The 17791-nt window shown below is 65.3% G+C and carries 14 protein-coding genes and 1 pseudogene; 8 read left to right on the forward strand and 7 right to left on the reverse strand.

Annotated elements, in window-relative coordinates:
* Nucleotides 1–473: 473 nt before the first annotated feature.
* Complete coding sequence (locus NBY65_RS20325) at nucleotides 474–1358, forward strand: glycosyltransferase family 2 protein (RefSeq protein WP_150045822.1); 885 nt, start codon at nucleotides 474–476, stop codon at nucleotides 1356–1358.
* Between the two features lie 24 nt (nucleotides 1359–1382).
* Here NBY65_RS20325 and NBY65_RS20330 read toward each other — a convergent pair whose 3' ends face one another.
* Complete coding sequence (locus NBY65_RS20330) at nucleotides 1383–2249, reverse strand: IS630 family transposase (RefSeq protein ID WP_203330781.1); 867 nt, start codon at nucleotides 2247–2249, stop codon at nucleotides 1383–1385.
* A 69-nt stretch (nucleotides 2250–2318) separates the two neighbouring features.
* On the opposite strand from NBY65_RS20330, the gene NBY65_RS20335 reads away from it, so the two are divergent.
* Genes NBY65_RS20335 through NBY65_RS20345 form a run of 3 tightly spaced genes read left to right on the forward strand, consistent with a single transcriptional unit; the run spans nucleotide 2319 to nucleotide 5701 of the window.
* Nucleotides 2319–2741, forward strand: a complete 423-nt coding sequence (locus tag NBY65_RS20335; RefSeq protein WP_408904181.1) for a hypothetical protein — start codon at nucleotides 2319–2321, stop codon at nucleotides 2739–2741.
* A 12-nt stretch (nucleotides 2742–2753) separates the two neighbouring features.
* Nucleotides 2754–4106 (forward strand): IS66 family transposase, encoded by a 1353-nt coding sequence (tnpC, locus tag NBY65_RS20340; protein ID WP_250265707.1) that lies wholly within the window; start codon nucleotides 2754–2756, stop codon nucleotides 4104–4106.
* Between the two features lie 20 nt (nucleotides 4107–4126).
* Nucleotides 4127–5701, forward strand: a complete 1575-nt coding sequence (locus NBY65_RS20345; protein ID WP_275266352.1) for an efflux RND transporter permease subunit — start codon at nucleotides 4127–4129, stop codon at nucleotides 5699–5701.
* Here NBY65_RS20345 and NBY65_RS20350 read toward each other — a convergent pair.
* A complete protein-coding gene (locus NBY65_RS20350) occupies nucleotides 5689–7092 on the reverse strand; it encodes an IS701 family transposase (protein ID WP_250265708.1) in 1404 nt (467 codons plus the stop codon). The two genes, NBY65_RS20345 and NBY65_RS20350, sit on opposite strands and share 13 nt — an antisense overlap.
* Nucleotides 7093–7246: 154 nt before the next feature.
* Here NBY65_RS20350 and NBY65_RS20355 point away from each other — a divergent pair, with 154 nt between their 5' ends.
* A complete protein-coding gene (locus NBY65_RS20355) occupies nucleotides 7247–7912 on the forward strand; it encodes a hypothetical protein (RefSeq protein WP_150045835.1) in 666 nt (221 codons plus the stop codon).
* Nucleotides 7913–7918: 6 nt separating this feature from the next.
* Complete coding sequence (locus NBY65_RS20360; protein ID WP_275266338.1) at nucleotides 7919–8512, forward strand: efflux RND transporter permease subunit; 594 nt, start codon at nucleotides 7919–7921, stop codon at nucleotides 8510–8512.
* A gap of 143 nt (nucleotides 8513–8655) precedes the next feature.
* Here NBY65_RS20360 and NBY65_RS20365 read toward each other — a convergent pair.
* The 3 genes and pseudogenes from NBY65_RS20365 to NBY65_RS20375 all read right to left on the reverse strand — a co-directional run bounded on the left by NBY65_RS20365 (nucleotide 8656) and on the right by NBY65_RS20375 (nucleotide 12492).
* Nucleotides 8656–9363: pseudogene (locus NBY65_RS20365) on the reverse strand (IS6 family transposase).
* A gap of 27 nt (nucleotides 9364–9390) precedes the next feature.
* The gene (locus tag NBY65_RS20370; RefSeq protein ID WP_162530847.1) at nucleotides 9391–10659 is read right to left on the reverse strand and encodes an esterase/lipase family protein; all 1269 of its coding nucleotides are present in this window, start codon (nucleotides 10657–10659) and stop codon (nucleotides 9391–9393) included.
* Nucleotides 10660–11193: 534 nt separating this feature from the next.
* A complete protein-coding gene (locus tag NBY65_RS20375) occupies nucleotides 11194–12492 on the reverse strand; it encodes a glycosyltransferase (RefSeq protein WP_150045092.1) in 1299 nt (432 codons plus the stop codon).
* A gap of 200 nt (nucleotides 12493–12692) precedes the next feature.
* Here NBY65_RS20375 and NBY65_RS20380 point away from each other — a divergent pair, with 200 nt between their 5' ends.
* Together NBY65_RS20380 and NBY65_RS20385 are read left to right on the forward strand one after the other, a co-directional pair.
* Nucleotides 12693–12950 carry a type II toxin-antitoxin system Phd/YefM family antitoxin gene (locus tag NBY65_RS20380; protein ID WP_150045090.1) on the forward strand — a complete coding sequence of 86 codons (258 nt, stop codon included), beginning with the start codon at nucleotides 12693–12695 and terminating at the stop codon, nucleotides 12948–12950.
* A gap of 5 nt (nucleotides 12951–12955) precedes the next feature.
* Nucleotides 12956–13342 carry a type II toxin-antitoxin system VapC family toxin gene (locus NBY65_RS20385; protein ID WP_284347522.1) on the forward strand — a complete coding sequence of 129 codons (387 nt, stop codon included), beginning with the start codon at nucleotides 12956–12958 and terminating at the stop codon, nucleotides 13340–13342.
* Between the two features lie 162 nt (nucleotides 13343–13504).
* Here the strand turns inward: NBY65_RS20385 and NBY65_RS20390 are convergent, their stop codons facing one another.
* A complete protein-coding gene (locus NBY65_RS20390) occupies nucleotides 13505–13885 on the reverse strand; it encodes a response regulator (protein WP_150045086.1) in 381 nt (126 codons plus the stop codon).
* Entirely contained in the window at nucleotides 13875–17426 is a 3552-nt protein-coding gene (locus NBY65_RS20395; RefSeq protein WP_150045084.1) for a CheR family methyltransferase, read from the reverse strand. The genes NBY65_RS20390 and NBY65_RS20395 overlap by 11 nt, the downstream gene beginning before the upstream one ends.
* Nucleotides 17427–17791 lie beyond the last annotated feature (365 nt).

A 17791-nucleotide genomic window follows, 5' to 3' on the forward strand; every position in this document is an offset into this window, starting at 1 on the left:
TGACGCTGCAGGCTTCATCGGCCACCATGTCATGACCGGCGCTGCTCGCGTCGGGGGGAGTGTCGTTAGCATCGACCGCGTGAACGCCTGCTACGTGTTCGCCTGAAGCATGCGCGCCTGTGCGATCGGCCCGGATTCGGCTTTCATTGTGTCGGCATTGCCAGCCTGGCGCCGGTCCGGCAGGGCTTTGGTACGAATTCGCAACCAATGCATCTCGTGCGTTTCGCGGCACGTGTCGATTGAGGGATGATATATGGGCGTGCCAGATGAGGGGGCGACGGATTTTTTATTCTGTCGGGTGAGCTTTCTATCCGAGAGCGCCTGCCTGTTTTTGCCGAAAGCTGATGTGTCGCCGGGTGTCAGGCATTTTCGAAACTGCACAGAATTTTGGATCGATCCGCTGTCTATGGTAAGGAAAATAACTAATCTTCGCTGGGTTTGCTTTCGCTTGGACACTTGAGGCGCAACAGTAAATGAACACAAAAAATGATAAAATGGTATCTGCCATTGTCGCAATAATGCGGAATGAAGGCCGATATATACTTGAATGGGTTGCATATCACCGCGCAATCGGTTTCGATAAAATTGTTATATATGATAATGAAAGTACAGATAATACTAGTGCTTTATGCAAAAGACTTATGGAATCAGGTGTCATAGAATATCGTTTTTGGAGTGATCCATCGAATGATAGCCGTAATGGGCCTCAGATACTTGCTTATGAACATGCGGCTGCAACCATAAATGCAGATTGGTTCGCTTTTTTAGATGCAGATGAGTTTCTTGTACTTGAGAGTTACGATTCTGTCCGGGATTTGATTTCTCGGGCCGGTAGTCGGGGGATGCCAATTGCGCTGAACTGGAAAATTTTTGGTTCATCCGGTTGCTTGCATGCGTCGGATGATCTTGTGATGGACCGATTCACGCGCTGTGGAACGCCCGACATTCACGTCAATGCCCATATCAAGACGCTTGGGCCTGCGACAATCCTGCGGGACGGGGCTCGTGTCCATATACATGGCTGGGTCCTCGATAAGACCAGGCATTTTTACGTGGACGCCCAGGGCGAGACAGTGGACGTCGAAGGATGCACGTTCGTTTATCCGCCAAGGTGGAAGGGGGCGCTGGTAAATCATTACATTGTAAAATCTTCTGAGGAGTTTGCGGAAAAACAAAGACGTGGATCAGCATCAAAACCCCCTGGAGATCCAAATAAATACTCCAGGACACAACAGTACTTTCAAATGTACGATCGCAATGAATCCGAGGATCTAACGATAATGCGTTTCCGTGCGGCGGTTATTGAGGAGCTGAATTATCTGCGTGGTTTGATGTCGCCAACGACTCCTGTAGCTTAATGATCCGGCTTGGGATGTCTTGGATCAGGCGGCGTAGCGGAATGTGGGGTGGCGGAAGTAGCTTCGGATGCGGGCTGGCAGCCTGGAAAGCCTGCGCATGTGGCCGATGAGGTTGCGTTTCAGCGCCTCCCGGCTGCGGGTCGGTACCTTGCGCGGAATGGCCTGCTTGATGTCGGCGTTCAATCCCTCGTCCGGATTGAGCTCTGGGCTGTAGGCGGGCAGGTGGAACACCTCGATCTGGGAACGCCGTCCCGCCAGCCAGTCCTGCACAGCCCGGCCGCGGTGGACGGGCAGACGGTCGAGGATGAGGAACACCTTGCCCCCGGTATCGCGGATCAGGCGCTCAAGGAAGGTGATCAGCAGGGCGGCGGTGATGCCACGGTCGAGCACCATCCAGCGCAGTTCGCCCTTGTTGGTCATCGCCGAGATCAGGCCGACATTGGCCCGCTTGTGGCAGGGGCGCACCACGGACGTCTTGCCGCACGGGGCATAGCCACGACCACGCACGTCATCTGACCGCAGGCCAGTCTCGTCGCCCCGGAAGATCGCGCCTTTCTGCCGCCGCGCCTTGTCATGGATGGCTGGATATTCCTTCTCCAGCCAGTGCCGGACCTGCCCGGGTCGCTGCTCATAGGCGCGCCGCAGCGGCTTCTGTGCGGTGAAGTTCCAGCGCGCCAGGTAGATGCTCATCGTGCGCACCGCCAGGCGCACTCGGCAGCTCTGCTCGATCAGGACCGCCACGGCCGCCCGGCTCCACAGCGCAAACGGCAGGCCATAGGCGTCCGGCGTGCTGCGGCAGATCAGCTTGCGGACCTCCGTTTCCTGGGCCGCCGTGAGGAATCGTCCGGTCCCCGGGACGGGGCCACGCGGGCCGGTCTGCAAGCCCGCCATGCTGCCCCCCTGTGTCACTGAAGTTGCCGCCTGGATAGGATGAGGCGATGGGGGCGCGGGACGAGGGCATTGGCTCGATACGGAGAGGCGTACAAGCGACGGGTGGTGGCACGACTGCTGCCGCCGGAGAGCGCGGCGGCGGAGGCGGTGTCGCGTGAGGTGGGCGTGAGCGTGGCGACGCTGGAGCGGTGGCGGGCGACGGCGTTGGCCGAACCTGGCGCGGGGCCGGGTGGTGCGGAACGATGGACGTCGGCGGCGCGGCTGGAAGCGGTGATCGCCACGGCGTCGCTGGACGAGGCGAGCCGCAGCGCCTGGTGCCGGGAGCACGGGCTCTACGTGGCGGACCTGGAGCGCTGGAAGCGCGACGCCATGGCCGGGCTGGGCGAGCCGCGCGGCGGCAGTGTCGCCGACACCCGGCAGGACCGGCGGCGGATCAAGGGTGATTGCTCACGGGGTTGGCGGGAGGGGGTTGCGCTGGGCGCTGAGATGTGAATCAAAATCCGGATGCCGACACCTCCTCGCATCCGGCTGACCGAGGCTGAAAAGGACGCACTGCTGCTGGAGCAGGCGGCGCTGATTGAGCGCATGGCGGCGCGGATCGCCGAGTTGGAAGCGCTGGTTGGCAAACCGCGGAAGACGTCGTCGAATTCCAGCCTTCCGCCGTCCCAGGATGGCCCGGGGCGCAAGAACCGGGAGCGGAAGCAGTCGCGCAAACCCCGCCCCTCGCGACCGGGGGCGGCGCGGCCCCTGGCGGACACCCCCGATCAGACGGAACGCTGCCTGGTCGAGGCCTGCCCGCACTGCGGAACGGCCGTGGCCGAGACGGCGCAGCAGTGCCGCGAGCGCTACGACCACGTCGACCTTCCTGTCGTCCGCCCGCAGGTGACGCGGGTCGAAGTGTTCGGCGGACGGTGTCGCGGTTGCGGCCGGCGCTATCGCGCCCCGACGCCGGCGGGCATGCCACCGGGCACGCCGTTCGGACCGGGGATCCACGCCCTGCTGGCCTACCTGCACCACAGCCACCACGTCGGCTTCGAGCGCCTGTCGCGGATGTGCCAGGAGCTGTTCGGGCTTTCCATCTCGGAAGGGGCGATCGCCAATGCCTTCCGCCGGATGGCAGGCAAGCTCGACACGGCTTGCGCGGCCATCAAGGCGAAGCTGCTGCAGGCCCGCGTCATCGCCTCGGACGAGACCACCACCCGCATCGACGGCGTCACCCATTGGCAGTGGGTGTTCGTCTCCGAGCAGGCGATCCTGCACGAGATCGCGCCAGGGCGGGGACGCGCCGTGGCCGAGGCGGTGCTCGATGGCCACCGGCCCGAGGTATGGGTTTCAGATCGCTACGCCGGGCAGCAGGAACTGGGCCAGACCCATCAGGTCTGCCTCGCCCACGTCCTGCGTGACGTGCAATACGCCATCGACTGCGGCGACACGGTGTGCGCTCCGAAGATCCGCGACCATCTGCGCTGGGCGATCCGGATCGGCAAGCGTCGACCATCCCTCAAGGACAGCACGCTCGCCGTCTACGCCGGCCAGGCCGAGCGGCGCCTGGATCGCCTGCTCGGCATACCGGCCGCTCATCCGGCCGGACGCGAATTGCAGCGGCAGATCAAAGCCTGGCGAAACAAGTTCTTCGTCTTCCTGCATGACCGGCGCGTTCCGCCGACCAACAACATTAGCGAGCAGGAAATCCGGCCCTCCGTGGTGTTCCGCAAGGTCACCAACGGGTTCCGCTCAGCCTGGGGTGCCAAGGTCCACGCCGGCTACCGATCGGTCACCGGGACGGCCCGCCTGAAAGGAACCACCGCTCTCAACGCCGTCCGCGCTCTCATCGACGGTTCGTTCGCCATCGCCTGAACCCAGCGTCAGCCAACCCGGTGAGCAATTACAGTACAAGGTCTCCTTCGACAGCACGAAGTTCGTCAGCGCCTCCGTCCACGAGGTCTACGAAAGTCGGGGCCTTCGCGGCGATGTGGCTGCTGGGGTTCTCGGTCAACACCACCACCCTGTTCGCGCTGGTACTTGCCATCGGCATCGTGGTGGACGACGCCATCGTCATCGTCGAGGGCGTGTCGCGCCACATGGAGGCTGGGTTGTCGAGCCGCGAGGCGGCGGTGAAGGCAATGTCCGAGCTGTTCGGCCCGGTCATCGGCATCACGCTGGTGCTGATGGCGGTGTTCATCCCGGCCGCCACCCTGCCGGGGCTGACCGGCCGGATGTACCAGCAGTTCGCCCTCGTCATCGCCGCGACCGCGTTGATCTCCGCGGTGAACGCGGTGACGTTGAAGCCTACGCAATGTGCCCTGTGGCTGCGCCCGCCGCCCCCACCGGGCCGGCGCAACTTGTTCTATCGCGGCTTCAACGCCGCCTACGCGCGCGCCGAGGCCGTCTATGCCGCGCTGATGCGTCGCCTGGTGGCGGTCAGTCTGCTGACCACGCTGGCCGGCTTCGCCCTGATCGGCTGCGCCATCTGGGGGCTCACGCAAGTACCGACCGCTTTCCTGCCCAACGAGGACCAGGGCTATTTCATCATCAGCCTGAACCTGCCCGATGCCGCTTCCGCCCGGCGCACCGAGGCGGTGGTGGCCGAGGCGGTCGGGCAGGTCCGCAAGGTCGCGGGGGTCGAGGACGTGATCGGCGTCTCCGGCATCTCCCCACTCGACAACAACGCCACGCTCTACAATGCCGGCATGCTCTATGTTGTGCTCAGGGACTGGAGCGAACGCAAGACCGCGGAGCTGGGCATCGATGCCATTACCGGGCGCGTGCGCGCGGCGCTGGCGGACCTGCCGACGGCCACGGCGCAGATCCTGCTGCCGCCCCCGATCCAGGGTGTGGGCAACAGCAACGGCTTCACCATGATGGTGGAGATGAAGGACGGCAGCTCCGACTTTCTGGCGCTGCAGAGCGCCGCTGGGCAACTGGCCGAAAACGCCGCGACGCAGACCGGCCTCGCCCACGTGGCCGCCACCTTCAAGGGTGACACCAAGCAATTGCGGCTGGTGGTGGACCGGGTGAAGGCGGAGACGCTCGGGGTCACCGTCGGTCAGGTGTTCTCCGCGGTCGAATCCTATCTCGGTTCCACCTACGTTAACCAGTTCACCAAATTCAACAACGTCTTCCAGGTCTATGTGCAGGCCGACGCCCCGTTCCGCCTGCGGCCGGGAGATGTGCTGAAGCTGAAGGTCAAGGGGGCGGGCGGACAGATGGTGCCGCTTGGGACCCTGGCCAGCATCCGCGACGAGGTCGGTCCCACGCTTATCACCCTCTACAACCTCTATCCCGCTGCCACCGTGGTCGGCAGTCCGGCGAGCGGCTTCAGCTCGGGCGAGGCCATGACGCTGATGCAGGAGATCGCTGCCCGGTCGCTGCCGCCATCAATGGATACCGCGTGGACGGGCATGTCCTATCAGCTCGACTTTGGCCCTTTCGAGGGACATCAAGCCGCATAGGACATCAGCTCGGCCAAGCGCTGCTGCAGGGGTCTTGGATTTTCCGCGGTTCGTGCGCGCGCCCGCCAAGTCGGATAATCGTCCCGCCACAGGATGGGGTTCACTGCCTCCTCTGCCCACAGCACGCGTCTAACGGCGGCGAGGCAATCCGCGAACGTTGGGTCCGGCTTTCTGTACCAGGCAGCGCCGAGCACCGCGAGTTGGCCGGTCCGCGCGGCCATGTCGGCGGCCCACAGCGTCACCAGCGAGAACAGGCCGAGCAGCAACGGCGTGCTTCGGTGGATCGCCCGATCCGACCACTGGCGCTGGGTCTCGAACCCGAGGTGGCGCCGGGCCTCTTGGAAAGTAGGCTCGACCGCCCAGCGCATCGCGTACCATGTCAGGATCTGCAACGCTGACTGCTCCGGATCGGAGCAGACGAAGGCGCGCGTCTCGGCGCGTCCAGCCGGGTCCCTGGTCAGGACCCAGCGCACCGGCATGGTCTTGCCGTGCGCGCTCCACAGCGCCGTGCCGGTCGCGACATCGACCTCCCGCTCCGCCTTCCCATCCTTCGTCCGCCACCCCGGCACGGTCATGCGCTCCCACTTCGTGGCCTTCCGCACCGCCCGCGTGCGCGGCGTCAGTTGCCGGGTGCCGACGACGCGCGACCTGCCTTTCTGGCCTTTCCGGCGTGGCGGCGGCGGGTTGAAGAAGCGTGCGTCCATGCGGCAGCGCGCCACGCACACCGCGCAGTCGCGCAGTGTCCAGAAGAGGTCCAGGCTGGCGTAGGCGCCGTCGCCTACCATCACCAGCCGTCGGCCCGGGCACCAGCGGGCGACCAGCCGCATGGCCCAGGTCGCCTTCTCCGGCAGCGTCTGGTGTCGGCGCTGCCGCCTGACATCGGCCCGTTCCGAGCGGCTCAGAACCGTCAGGAACGGCAACCCCCAGGTACGCCTGGCGAAGCCGGGCCTGGCCACCACCTGCAGTGACAGCCACCGCAGGCCCGCAACCTTGACGAAGAAGCCGCGGCTCGACCGCACGGCATCGCGGTAGATGCCTTTGTCGCGGATCATGGCGCCGCGCCGACGTTCGACCGAATCGTCCACGGCGATCACCAGTGGCTCGCCCTCCGGCACGAACGCCGTCTGCAGCAGACCAAGCAGGATCCTGGCACCTTGCAGGCCCGACCAGTCCGCCCGCGAGAGGAAGCGGTGGAAGCGGCTGAACCCCTTGTCGGCGGCGCCATCCACCGCCCGCAGGGCCGCGCACACCGTCCGCCGGTTCAGGCACAGCAGCGCTCCCGTCGCCAGCGCCCCCGCGTTCAGCCACGACGGCTGCGTGAACATCGCCGCGAACGGCAGCAGCCACATCTCCATAACCCGGACGTTGCCGGACGCGTCGATCTTCGCCATGACGCTCTCCCCCGTGAGGCCGTACTGTGCCTCTCCTCGGGAGGGAGGATGGGAAATGGTCGGATCGTCAGCAGGGCCGCTGCGCCGCTGGCTCTCTCGTCTGCCCTCGCGACAGCCCCCTGCCAGCCCGGCGTCAGCGCCAGGGTCGCCACCGATGATCCGCTCCGGGGTCCTCGCTCGCTACCGCCGCCTGCGTCAGATCAGCAAGGAACAGCACGCAGCCGTCCTGGACATCATCGCCCACGACGTGCTGCTGGACTGGGCCAGGCGGCTCGACCTGACTGAAGGCAAGGCGGTGGTGCTCGAAAACGACAACGAGCTGACGCTGCCGGAGGATCTGGCCATCTACTTGCCCAGGCTGGGCCGTTCACATCCGCTCGACCGCTATGCCCGGGTCGCACGGTTCACGTCCGACTCCGACGAGGCGATCGTGCTCGCGGCGATGCGCCGGGCATGTTTCTCGCTCTGGCGCATCGAGCGGCGACACCCGGTCACAGGCCTGATCCTGCGCGATCTGCTGCGGGACAAGGAGACCTGGCTGATCGACGAGGCCATGGAGAAGAACGCGCCACTGGGAATGGAGATGGCTGCGCGTCTCCTGCAGCCCGAGAGCTTCGCGATGACCGCCCGTATCATCGTGCCGCTCCTCCCGGACCTGATGACACGTACGGAACTAATGGAAGAGGTGTTCACCAGGGCACCTGCGTTGACGCGCCTCCAGGGGGACACCCTTGCTGGGGACCCGCGTTTCGCGATCGGCGTCTATCGCGCCGCCGTCGCCACGGGGGCGATGGATCGCGTCCGCTTCAAACGCAAATAGGCCCAAATCCATGCGGGCGGCCCCACCACCACACACCAAAAGCGCCAAAGTCCAGATCAGGAACAGGCAGTGGGCAATCAAGTCTACTACGTGTTCGCCGTCGCGCTGCTACTGGTCTATTTCGTGCTGGCAGGACAGTACGAAAGCTGGCTGCAGCCGCTGGCAGTCATCTTCGCCGTGCCGATCTCCCTGCTTGGCACCGTGGCCGCCCTCGGCGCCACCGGCATGCCGAACGACCTGTACACGCAGATCGGCCTCGTGCTGCTGATCGCCCTCGCCGCCAAGAACGCCATCCTGGTGGTGGAATATGCCCGCGAGAAATGCGCCGGGGGCATGGAGGTCGCGGAGGCGGCGGTGGAGGCGGCGCGGCTGCGCTTCCGGCCCATCCTGATGACCTCCTTCGCCTTCATCTTCGGCATGTTGCCGCTGGTCTTCGCCTCCGGGGCCGGCGCCGGCGCGCGGGCCTCGATCGGCGTGGCGGTGGTCAGCGGCATGCTGGCCTCGACCTTCCTGGCCGTGCTGTTCGTGCCCGCCTTCTTCACCGTCCTGGAGCGACTGGCGCGGTGGCGAAAGGGGGCGGCCGGAGCCCGGATCCGCTGAGGGGGGCCGTTGCAAATTCCTGATGCAATTGGAACGGGGTATGACCACCGGCGGCGAAGGGGACTGAGGAGCTGCTGGTGGCAAGTTTGGTTGTGTTGCAAACGCTGTGAACGGGTCGAGTGCTGCTCTGGATGCCGCGGGGTTCAGGCAGCGATGTTGAACAGACTGGCAATGAAGGCAGCCTGTGCCTTCATGTCCCGACCGTCGATCCTGCGAACCTGCCCTTTCCTCATCATTGCCATCGCCTCGTAGCCTGCCAGCGTTCGTCGTGCTGTTCGAAAACTGCCGAAGCCGAGCCCAGGTGTGGTCAGCCGTTTGATCCGCTGATGATCCTGTTCGACGATATTCGTCAGATATTTGCATTGCCGTAGCCGTGATCGCCACCACAGCTCACCCGCTGCCTTCATCTCGGCAACGGCTTTGGGATAGGCCGCATTCTTGTCAACGGTGATCGTACGCGGGTTCACGGTGTGCGGCTGACCGAGGGCCTTGCGGAAGAATCGCTTCGCCGCCGCCGCATCCCGTCTCGCAGAGAGCAGGAAGTCGATGGTCTGGCCCCGGCTGTCGACCGCGCGATAGAGGTATGTCCAGCGACCTTTGACCTTCAGGTAGGTCTCGTCGACCCGTCAGGAACCGGTGCACGGGCGCAGATACGGCCGCAACCGCTTTTCGAACTCGGGCGCATAAGCCTGGATCCAGCGGAAAATGGTGGTGTGGTCGACCTCAACGGCACGATCCGCCAGCATCAACTCGAGGTCGCGATAGCTCACCGGAAACATCAAGTACCAGCGCACCGCCCTGATGATCACGTCGGCCGTGAAATGCCGTCCCTTGAAACGTGCCACCACCAACTCCTCAGCCCCCTTCGCCGCCGGCGATCATACCTCGTTCCAATCGCACCGGGAATTTGCAACGGAACCCATCAAGATCCAGTCGACCAAGGCGTCAACGCACACCTTGCTCTCATGGATGCTGTGCCGGGTTCGCCACTTCCGCAGCAGTGGGTCGTCTTGCTGGAAGATCGGTAGCAACGTCACCACGTCTACGGCGCCGCTTACATCGGGGACGGAATCCGCGGAGACCTCCACGAGGTTCGACCAGAAGAACATCTCGCGTCCATAAACGCACTTCAGCGGCCCGGCGGCCAGCATCAAGCAGAACGCGGTTACGACGGGCTCCCCCAGAATCGGGGCGGCGAGATGCCACGGAACAAGCTCGACCCAGTCAAGCATTGGCCCCAGCAGCAGTGCGGCGGCGGCGAGCAGGAAGAGGGGCCATTTTCTGGGTGCCATGAGCTGGATGACCGTGACCCCGCCGATGCAGTGGACCCAGGAGGAAAGCCAGTTGCCTATGGAGCCTGCGACGAGAGCCATGTTCGCCTCGTCGTTGAACCCCCTGACCACCAGCAGCCTCGATCCCTCCCCGACGGGCGTTTGGGGGCAGTGCGCGAGGAGGCGGTCACGTCGCCGCACTGCATATCTCTGGAGCCGCGTGCCGGCAATCGACGAACCCGACCTGGGAAGGCCGATGAACGGCACGCAGGCCAAGTCGACGAGCAGGGCCAGCAGGGTGAAAGACAGCAATAAGGTCGGGCCAAGCAGCGCCTTGGGGAGCGTCATGCACAGGTACGACACGGCATGCCGCACTGGCTCGAGATGCCACAGGTGGAAGACTACGAGGTGGGCCGCGACGGTTACGCCGAGTATGGTCGGCCCGTTTTCCGACCGCCTCGTCGCCTGCGCGGGGACCAGCCGCACGAACGGCGTGGCCAGCGTAACCACGTCGACAGATACCGCCCCGCGGCCGGGGCTGCCCCGGAGCATGTGGCTCGCCATCAGGGCGATGTTGCCGCCGTGGCTGTGGCCCAAAATTATCACCCGGGTCCTCACCAGGGGAGGCAGATCCTTCTCGATCCGGGACGCCAGCTCCGCCGCCGCTTCGTAGCGGTCCACCAGGGAGTTCGCCCCGCTCCAGTTGAACGGGACGACCTCCAACGAAGATGACTCGCCCCCGAGTTTGGCTGTTAGTTGCCGGAAGAACGCGGAGTTCTTTTCAAACCAGCGCGGCTCTTTCCCCGGGCCCACACGGAACAGCCCTCTTCCCCACATGCCGTGTACCAGATAGACTAAAGTTTTGGAGTATTCCAACGCGCGCCTGCATCCTTCTCTCCATGCAGGAGTGCAGCAGAAGCGAGGGCCTGACGTCGACCTCCAATCGCTGTCACCGGAGCGAAATCTCCGCCCGCATTGGCCGGACCTGACGGGAATGGCGCGTACTCCGCGCTGCATCAGGTTCCCGACCATCTGCCGCAGCTCCTCGGAGGTCTCCCAGATGTCCTGCTGCGGCGGGGCGACGGTCTCGCCATCTTCCGGCAACACCATCACCGGATGGCCGCGCACCGAAACGGCGTGGCAACAGCCAGGCGCCGGACAGGATCGAAGGTGACAGCGACCAATGTGGCTTGACGTCGCGGCCGTTCAAACCCGTTGAGATGCTGAGCCGTGGCACGACCTGTTTCGCGAATGACCTGTCCGGAATGCGCCTGATGTAGCAGCGGCCTGCCTGCGGCCGGGCAGGGCGGGGTTGGTATTGCAGAGGCGTTCTGGCTGCCGCTGGACCGGCACTTTGGCGGTGTGGCACGTGCCAGGACCTCCAGGATTGGGCTGTTCAGGACTGCAAACTTATTTGGGAACGGAGCGTCGCTCACCTTGCAGGATGGCCTCGATCAGGCTGCAGGCGCGGCCCACGCCGTCCTCGGACCGCACCTCTCGCCCGACAGCGGCAGCGCGTTCCGCCGCGTCCTTACTCATCAACAAGCGGCGCAATGCCTTCACGGCGGCGGCGACGGTGTAGCCCGCAGCCGGCACGACGCGTGCAACGCCCAGGCGTTTCGCACGCGCCGCGTTGTCAGGCTGGTCATGACCGAAGGGGACGACCAGCATGGGACGCCCGGCACGCAGTGCCTCGGCCAGCGTGCCGCTGCCACCCTGATGCACGATCGCCTCGGCCGCCGCGAACACCCGCGCGTGCGGCACGTAAGGCAGAGCGAGCATTCCCTCCGGCAACGGGTCCGGCAACTGGGCGAGGTTGGAAGGAGCCGTCCCCACCAGAAACAGCGCTCTCCGTCTGAGCGCCATGGCGGCGGCCAGGCTGTTTGCATAGAACCGGCCGGCAGCGTTCACCGCGGCCGAGCCGAGGGTGAACACGATGGGGGGCGGGCCGGCGGCGAGGAATCGATCGAGATCCGGGCGTGGCTGTCCCATCACTGCGGTCTCGTCCCAGAAGAGCGGGCCGGTGATGTGGACATGTGGCGGCCAGTCCGGCTGGGGGTATGCCAGCAGCTGGGAAAACATCGCCAGGATCAGCGTGGGCGAATGCTGCCCCTCGAACAGCGGGTCCGGCCCGGGAAGAGGCAAGCCAAGGTTCCGGCGCAGCACGCGCAGCGGTTCGCTCCATGGCTCCGCCGCCTCCTGGACAACTCGTCGCATCTGTGCCCCGACACGGTGCCCAAAGGGGCGCAGGGCGGCGGTCAGGCGTGGGGCCCCGGACAACACCGGAAAGTCATGGGCCGAAAAGAAGCCCATCGGCTGGAGCAGCGCCGATGCCCAGGGCAGCCCTGCGGTTTCGGCGAGCAACGGGGCGGCGATGGACAGCGGTGTCGAAACCAGGAGATCGGCTGCCCGTGTGGCCTCCCGCAGATCCGTGTAGCTGTCGGCAACCGCCGGTGCAACCACGCGGCGGAACAGGACCTCGGATCCGGTCCGGGGGTCCATGATTTCCGCTTCGAGCACAGGGTCGTCCGGCATTTCGGGCCGCATGCGCCGCCACATGAGTCCCGCCGCTTCCACCCGCGCCCGGTGTGCCGAACTGATGGCGATCGTGACGGTGTGGCCGCGCATCTGCAGCCCCGCGCCCAATGCGAGGTAAGGGTGCAGGTCGCCAAGGGAGCCAAAGGTCGCAATAACGATATGGGATGCCATACACCTTCTCGACGGGAGGTGTTTACACGGGAAAGGGCTTAATGAGTCGGCGGACAGCCAGAAAGCGTCGGCTGCGCGGAGTGCACCGCACTTCTTGGAAGTGTGCCGCCAGTCGACCGCTTATCGCGGGGGGCGCTTGATTATGGACCAACGAATGGTCCATTGTGAATTCCTCCACGACGCGGGGGCACAAGATAAAGATGGAAGTGCCGGTCAGCGAGGCAAAGGGCTTGCTTACCGATCTGGTGAAGCGCGCCGAGAGCGGTGAGGAGATCGTCCTGACCCGACACGGTCGTCCGGTCGTCCGGCTTGTTCCGCTGCCTGCGCGGCCGACCGAAGCGGAACGCCGCGATCTGCTGCGTGCCGTGCGGACCGCCGGACGGATGCAGGGCAGTCCAGGGCCGGGGGCCGCCCGCAGCCAGGACTTTCTCTATGACATCGACGGACTGCCTCAGTGATCGTGGTGGACACCTCAGCGCTCATGGCGGTCGTGCTCGACGAACCCGATGCCGAAGCATGCAGTGAGGTGCTGGCCACCGAAGATGCCATCCTGATTTCGGCCGGGACGCTTGCGGAAGCGCTCATCGTCTCCCGGCGTCGTGAGGTTGGCGATCTGATGGCAAAGCTTGTCAATGGCCTGGAGTGCCAGGTGGCCTCGGTCACACAGGCCGATGCCGTCAGGGTGGCGGAGGCGTATTCGCGATGGGGAAGGGGTCTGCATCATCCGGCCGGACTGAACTACGGAGACTGCTTCGCATACGCCCTTGCCCGGCAACGTGACTGCCCCCTCCTGTTCGTGGGCGACGACTTTATCCGAACCGACATCACCCCTTGTATCCGTCGCAGTTGATGGCTGACGGCGCCGTGGCGCTTTCAGATTTGTGCGCATCAAATAACCTGCCGAGGCCGAAGCGCGCGTAAGCTGGAGTCCGGACACGGACGTGCGTTTTGCCCACGCCCGTCCAGAATGATGCGGGAACGGCTTCGGAATGGACATACGGGCGGGAGCCGCTCAGGAGACGGAAAGGGCTCCCCGCAGGAGCGTCAGCGTGTCAGCCATATCACTCCGCGTGAACGGTTTCAGCAGCCGTGGATACTGACGAAGACGTTCGGGGAATGCCGATTTGCTGTAGCCGCTGGCGAGCGCGAACGGAATGCCGCGGGCGATGAGCAGATCGGCGACCGGGTAGACATCGCCGCCGCGGATGACGACGTCGAGCAAAGCCACGTCAAACGACCCGTCCTGCGCCAGTTGCAGCGCCCTGGCCAGGCTGCTGACCGGCCCCACGACCACGCACCCGAACTCCTGGAGCAACCCCTCGAGCTCGATCGCCAGGAGCGGCTCGTCTTCCACGACCAGGACCCGGCATCCCGCCAGACCATCAATGCCCATCAGACGTTCCCCCTGTGTCAGCAGCGCGGCGAACCTTGCCCACGTCTTCCGTCAACGGGATCTCGATGGCGCACCGAAGGCCGGATTCCGGGAACTCCCGGCGTACGACAGCATCAAATCCCATGGTCAGGGCGCGCTCGATCAAGGTTGTCCCAAAGCCCCGCTTCGCCGGCGGTTGCACCGGCGGTCCACCGGCCTCGGTCCAGGTCAGAAGCAGCCTCGGCCTGTCACCGTCATCCTCAACCTTCCAGATGACGGCCAGATGGCCGGAGGCGAGGGAGAGAGCGCCGTACTTGGCGGCATTGGTGGCCAGTTCGTGCACCGCCAGCGCCACTGCCAGGCCCGCTTTCGGCGTCAGGCCGATGTCGGGCCCGGCAAGGGTGATGTCGCCTTCGGGGCGATGGTACGGGGCCAGTTCCGTCTTCAGGATCGTACCCAGCGACATGCCGTCCCGCTCGGCCTTCGACAGCAGTCCGTGCGCCTGCGCGATCGATTGGATGCGTCCCCTGAGCTCGGCGGCGAACACCTCCGGCGGCAGGCCCGCCTTCTGCATCTGCGTGACCAGGGAGGACACGATCGCCAGGATGTTCTTCACGCGATGGTCAAGCTCGCCGAGCAACAAGGTCGTCTTGTGTTCGGCCGCCTTGCGTTCGCTGATGTCGCGCATCACCACCGACGCGCCGCCAAGCTTTCCATTGACTTCCCTGACCGGTGAGATCGTGATGGAGACATCGAACGTGCGGCCGCCCTTGGTGGTCCGCACGCTCTCGAACCCGGCGATCGGCTCACCCTTCTCCAGCCTGGCCATCATGTGCGGCCAGTCGGCGGGCAGGGATCCCGCCAGCAGGACGGACAGGGGTTGCCCGATCGCCTCGGCGGCAGTGTATCCGCAGAGCATCTCCGCGCCCGGATTCCAGCTCGTGATCGTGCCATCCAGGTCGGTGCTAAGGATCGCATCCTGCGACGATTCGACAATCGCCGCGAGCCGTGCGCGCGCCCGCTCGTGGCGCTTGCGCTCGGAGATGTCGACGAAGGTGATGACGGTGCCGTCGATGACGTCGTTGATGTCGCGGTATGGCCGCACCTGCATCAGGTAACTCACGGCGTCATCGGCGATCGTGACCTCGCGCTCGATGGGGATCAGGCTGCGCAGCACCTGTTGCACGTCCTGTCCCAGGCCGCCATTGGCCAGCCGGCTGACGATGTCGCTGATCGGCCTGCCCTCGTCGCCTTCGCGCAGCTTGAAGATTTCCAGCAGGCGCGGCGTGAAGCGCCGGATGCGCAGATCCTTGTCGAGGAAAAGCGTCGCGATGGATGTGCTGTCGAACAGGTTCGCCAGGTCGCTGTTGGAGCGCGCCAGGGTGTCGTTCCTGATGTTCAGCTCCGCGTTGATGGTCTGAAGCTCCTCGTTGACCGATTGCAGTTCCTCCTTGGAGGTCTCCAGCTCCTCGTTGGTGGATTGCAGCTCCTCGTTGACCGAGAGGTACTCCTCGTTGCTGGATTGCAGCTCTTCGTTGGCCGCCTCCAGCTCCTCCGTGGTGTTGCGAAGTCGTTCCCGGGTTTCCAGCAATTCCTGCATCAGGGCGTCGGCAGCGGTGTCGCGGTCCTGGCCGCGCTCGTCCGCGGGCGCCGTCCGGGCGGACACGGGAGCCGCCGGCGCCTCCTGGAAGGCGACCAGGAAAAGGCCGCCTTTGCCGGTCGGATCGGGAAGGGGTTCGACGATCACGGTGAGGGCCACATGCTGGCCGCCGGCCATGATCGTGACGCCGTCGCGCAGGACGCGCGATTCCGTCTCCGTGGCCTGGTTGAGGGCGGCGCGCACGACCGGCCGCAGGTCCGTATGCAGGAGCTGGAACAGGTTGAGGCTGGCGGCGCCGGCGGCGGGCTCGAGGTATTTCCCGGTCTGCCCGGAAAAACGCAGGATCTCGTGGTGCCGGTCGACCACGAGATACGCGGGAGCGTACCGGGCGATGGCGCGGGCGGCCCGCCGGTCGATGTCGCTGTCGGCGGGACGGGGAGCGCGTTTGGCAGGCATCAGGTGTTCCGGCGAACGGGAGACCGAGACGGGCGGAAAGCTCGCGGCCGTGTCCCGGCGGAGATAGAGACGCTGGCGCTTGTCGACCGGCGCGAACAGGCGGGACTGGACGGCGATGCTTTCCGACGTCCCGAGCAGCAGGTGCCCGCCCGGCCGCAGGGCGTAGTGAAAGGTTGCGAAGATCCGGTGCTGCAACTCCGGGGTGAAATAAATCAGCATGTTGCGGCAGGACACCAGGTCGATTTTTGAGAACGGGGGGTCCCTGGCGATGTCGTGGACCGAGAACAGGCACATTTCCCGGATGGTCTTGGCCACCCGGTAATGGCCGTCTTCCTTGACGAAGTGCTGTTCCAGGCGTTCGGGGGAGAGGTCGGCGGCGATCGTGGTGGGATAAAGGCCGGCCCGGGCGGTCTGGATCGCCAGTTCATCCATGTCGGTCGCAAAGATCTGCACCGGACGGTTGGACGCCGTACGGAGCAGGCCCTCCCTCAGGAGAATGGCGATCGAATAGGCTTCCTCGCCCGTGGCGCACCCGGCCACCCAGACCCGGACGGGGTCGGCCGTGCCCGGATTTGTCAACAGTCCGGAAAGGACCTGGGTTTCGAGGGCGCCGAAGGCCGGCGGATCGCGAAAGAAGCGCGTGACGCTGATGAGGATCTCGTGGAACAGCAGGTCCGCCTCGTTGGGCTGCGTCCGCAGCAATTCGACATAGGCGGGAACCTCGTCGGCATGGAGCACGTGCATCCGGCGCTGGATGCGGCGCATCAGCGTCCCGACCTTGTACTGGCTGAAATCGTGGCCGAGCCGGGCGTGCAGCACCGCGCAGATCGTCGTCAGGTGGCCTGGCAGGTCCTGGCGGATGCCGTCCGGACCCTTGGCGGCGTCGCTGTTCGCGCGGTGGTGGAGGTACTCCAGCAGGGCGGCCGGCATGTCCTCGACCGCGAGCACATGGTCGACGAAGCCGCCCAGGGCGGCGCTCCGCGGCATGCCGCTCTTGGCGTGGTGGTCGAACTCGGCCTGGCTGAGGGTCAGGCCGCCGTGCTCCTTGATCGCCGCCACGCCCCGCGCGCCGTCACTGCCGAAGCCGGACAGGATGATGCCGACGGCGTTCATCCCCTGGTCCTCGGCCAGCGAGGCGAGAAAAATGTCGACCGAGGTGCGGCGGGCCGCCTGCGGCGCCGGCGCGGTGACGTGCAGGCGACTGCCGTCCACGGTGAGGATGGCGTCGGGTGGGATGATATAGACGTGGTTGGGCAGGATCGCCGCCCCGTCCTCGGCGACCTGCACTGGCATCGCGGTATAGCCGCCGACGATCGCCCCCAGGGAGCTCTGGTAGGACGGGTCGAGGTGCTGGACCAGGATGAAGGCCATGCCGGTGTCGGCCGGCATCCTGGCGAAGAACGCCTTGAAGGCGTCAAGCCCCCCCGCCGAAGCCCCCACGCCGACGATCAGGCCATCCCTGGGCGGTTGAACAGGGGCTCCGGCGCCCTTGGGCTCTGTATTCATGCGACCCCTGGCCAATAGCTCGTCAGTTCCATTACGGGCCACCGGAAGCGCTGACCTCCATTCCGCCGGGCGAAAGCTGGTGAAGCTATCCCGTGGTGGATAGGGGCCGTTCCGACCCCCGGAGGACGGGCGGGTTTGCTGTCCTGCGCGCTGGCCATTGCCGGAATGGCCCCGCCGGCAAGCACGACGGGCTTGTTTAAAAGGCCAATCACACCTTCGCACATAGAGAGACGCAAAGGAAATTATTATTTACGGGTGATCGGTTCCGGCATGCGGGCGGGGAACGGCGATGGCGCGCAGTGCCCCTTTCGACGCGGCGGCGAGCAGCAGGACGGAACGCCGATAAGACGCGACAAGCCATGTCG

Source organism: Rhodovastum atsumiense, assembly GCF_937425535.1.
In the GTDB taxonomy this organism is placed as follows: Bacteria; Pseudomonadota; Alphaproteobacteria; order Acetobacterales; family Acetobacteraceae; genus Rhodovastum; species Rhodovastum atsumiense.

Coding starts and splice junctions, on each gene's coding strand:
- NBY65_RS20350 (WP_250265708.1), bottom strand. CDS start 7,092: ATGGCGAAGATCGACGCGTCCGGCAACGTCCGGGTTATGGAGATGTGG.
- NBY65_RS20395 (WP_150045084.1), bottom strand. CDS start 17,426: ATGAATACAGAGCCCAAGGGCGCCGGAGCCCCTGTTCAACCGCCCAGG.
- tnpC (WP_250265707.1), top strand. CDS start 2,754: ATGCCGACACCTCCTCGCATCCGGCTGACCGAGGCTGAAAAGGACGCA.
- NBY65_RS20330 (WP_203330781.1), bottom strand. CDS start 2,249: ATGGCGGGCTTGCAGACCGGCCCGCGTGGCCCCGTCCCGGGGACCGGA.
- NBY65_RS20390 (WP_150045086.1), bottom strand. CDS start 13,885: ATGGGCATTGATGGTCTGGCGGGATGCCGGGTCCTGGTCGTGGAAGAC.
- NBY65_RS20325 (WP_150045822.1), top strand. CDS start 474: ATGAACACAAAAAATGATAAAATGGTATCTGCCATTGTCGCAATAATG.
- NBY65_RS20355 (WP_150045835.1), top strand. CDS start 7,247: ATGATCCGCTCCGGGGTCCTCGCTCGCTACCGCCGCCTGCGTCAGATC.
- NBY65_RS20380 (WP_150045090.1), top strand. CDS start 12,693: ATGGAAGTGCCGGTCAGCGAGGCAAAGGGCTTGCTTACCGATCTGGTG.
- NBY65_RS20375 (WP_150045092.1), bottom strand. CDS start 12,492: ATGGCATCCCATATCGTTATTGCGACCTTTGGCTCCCTTGGCGACCTG.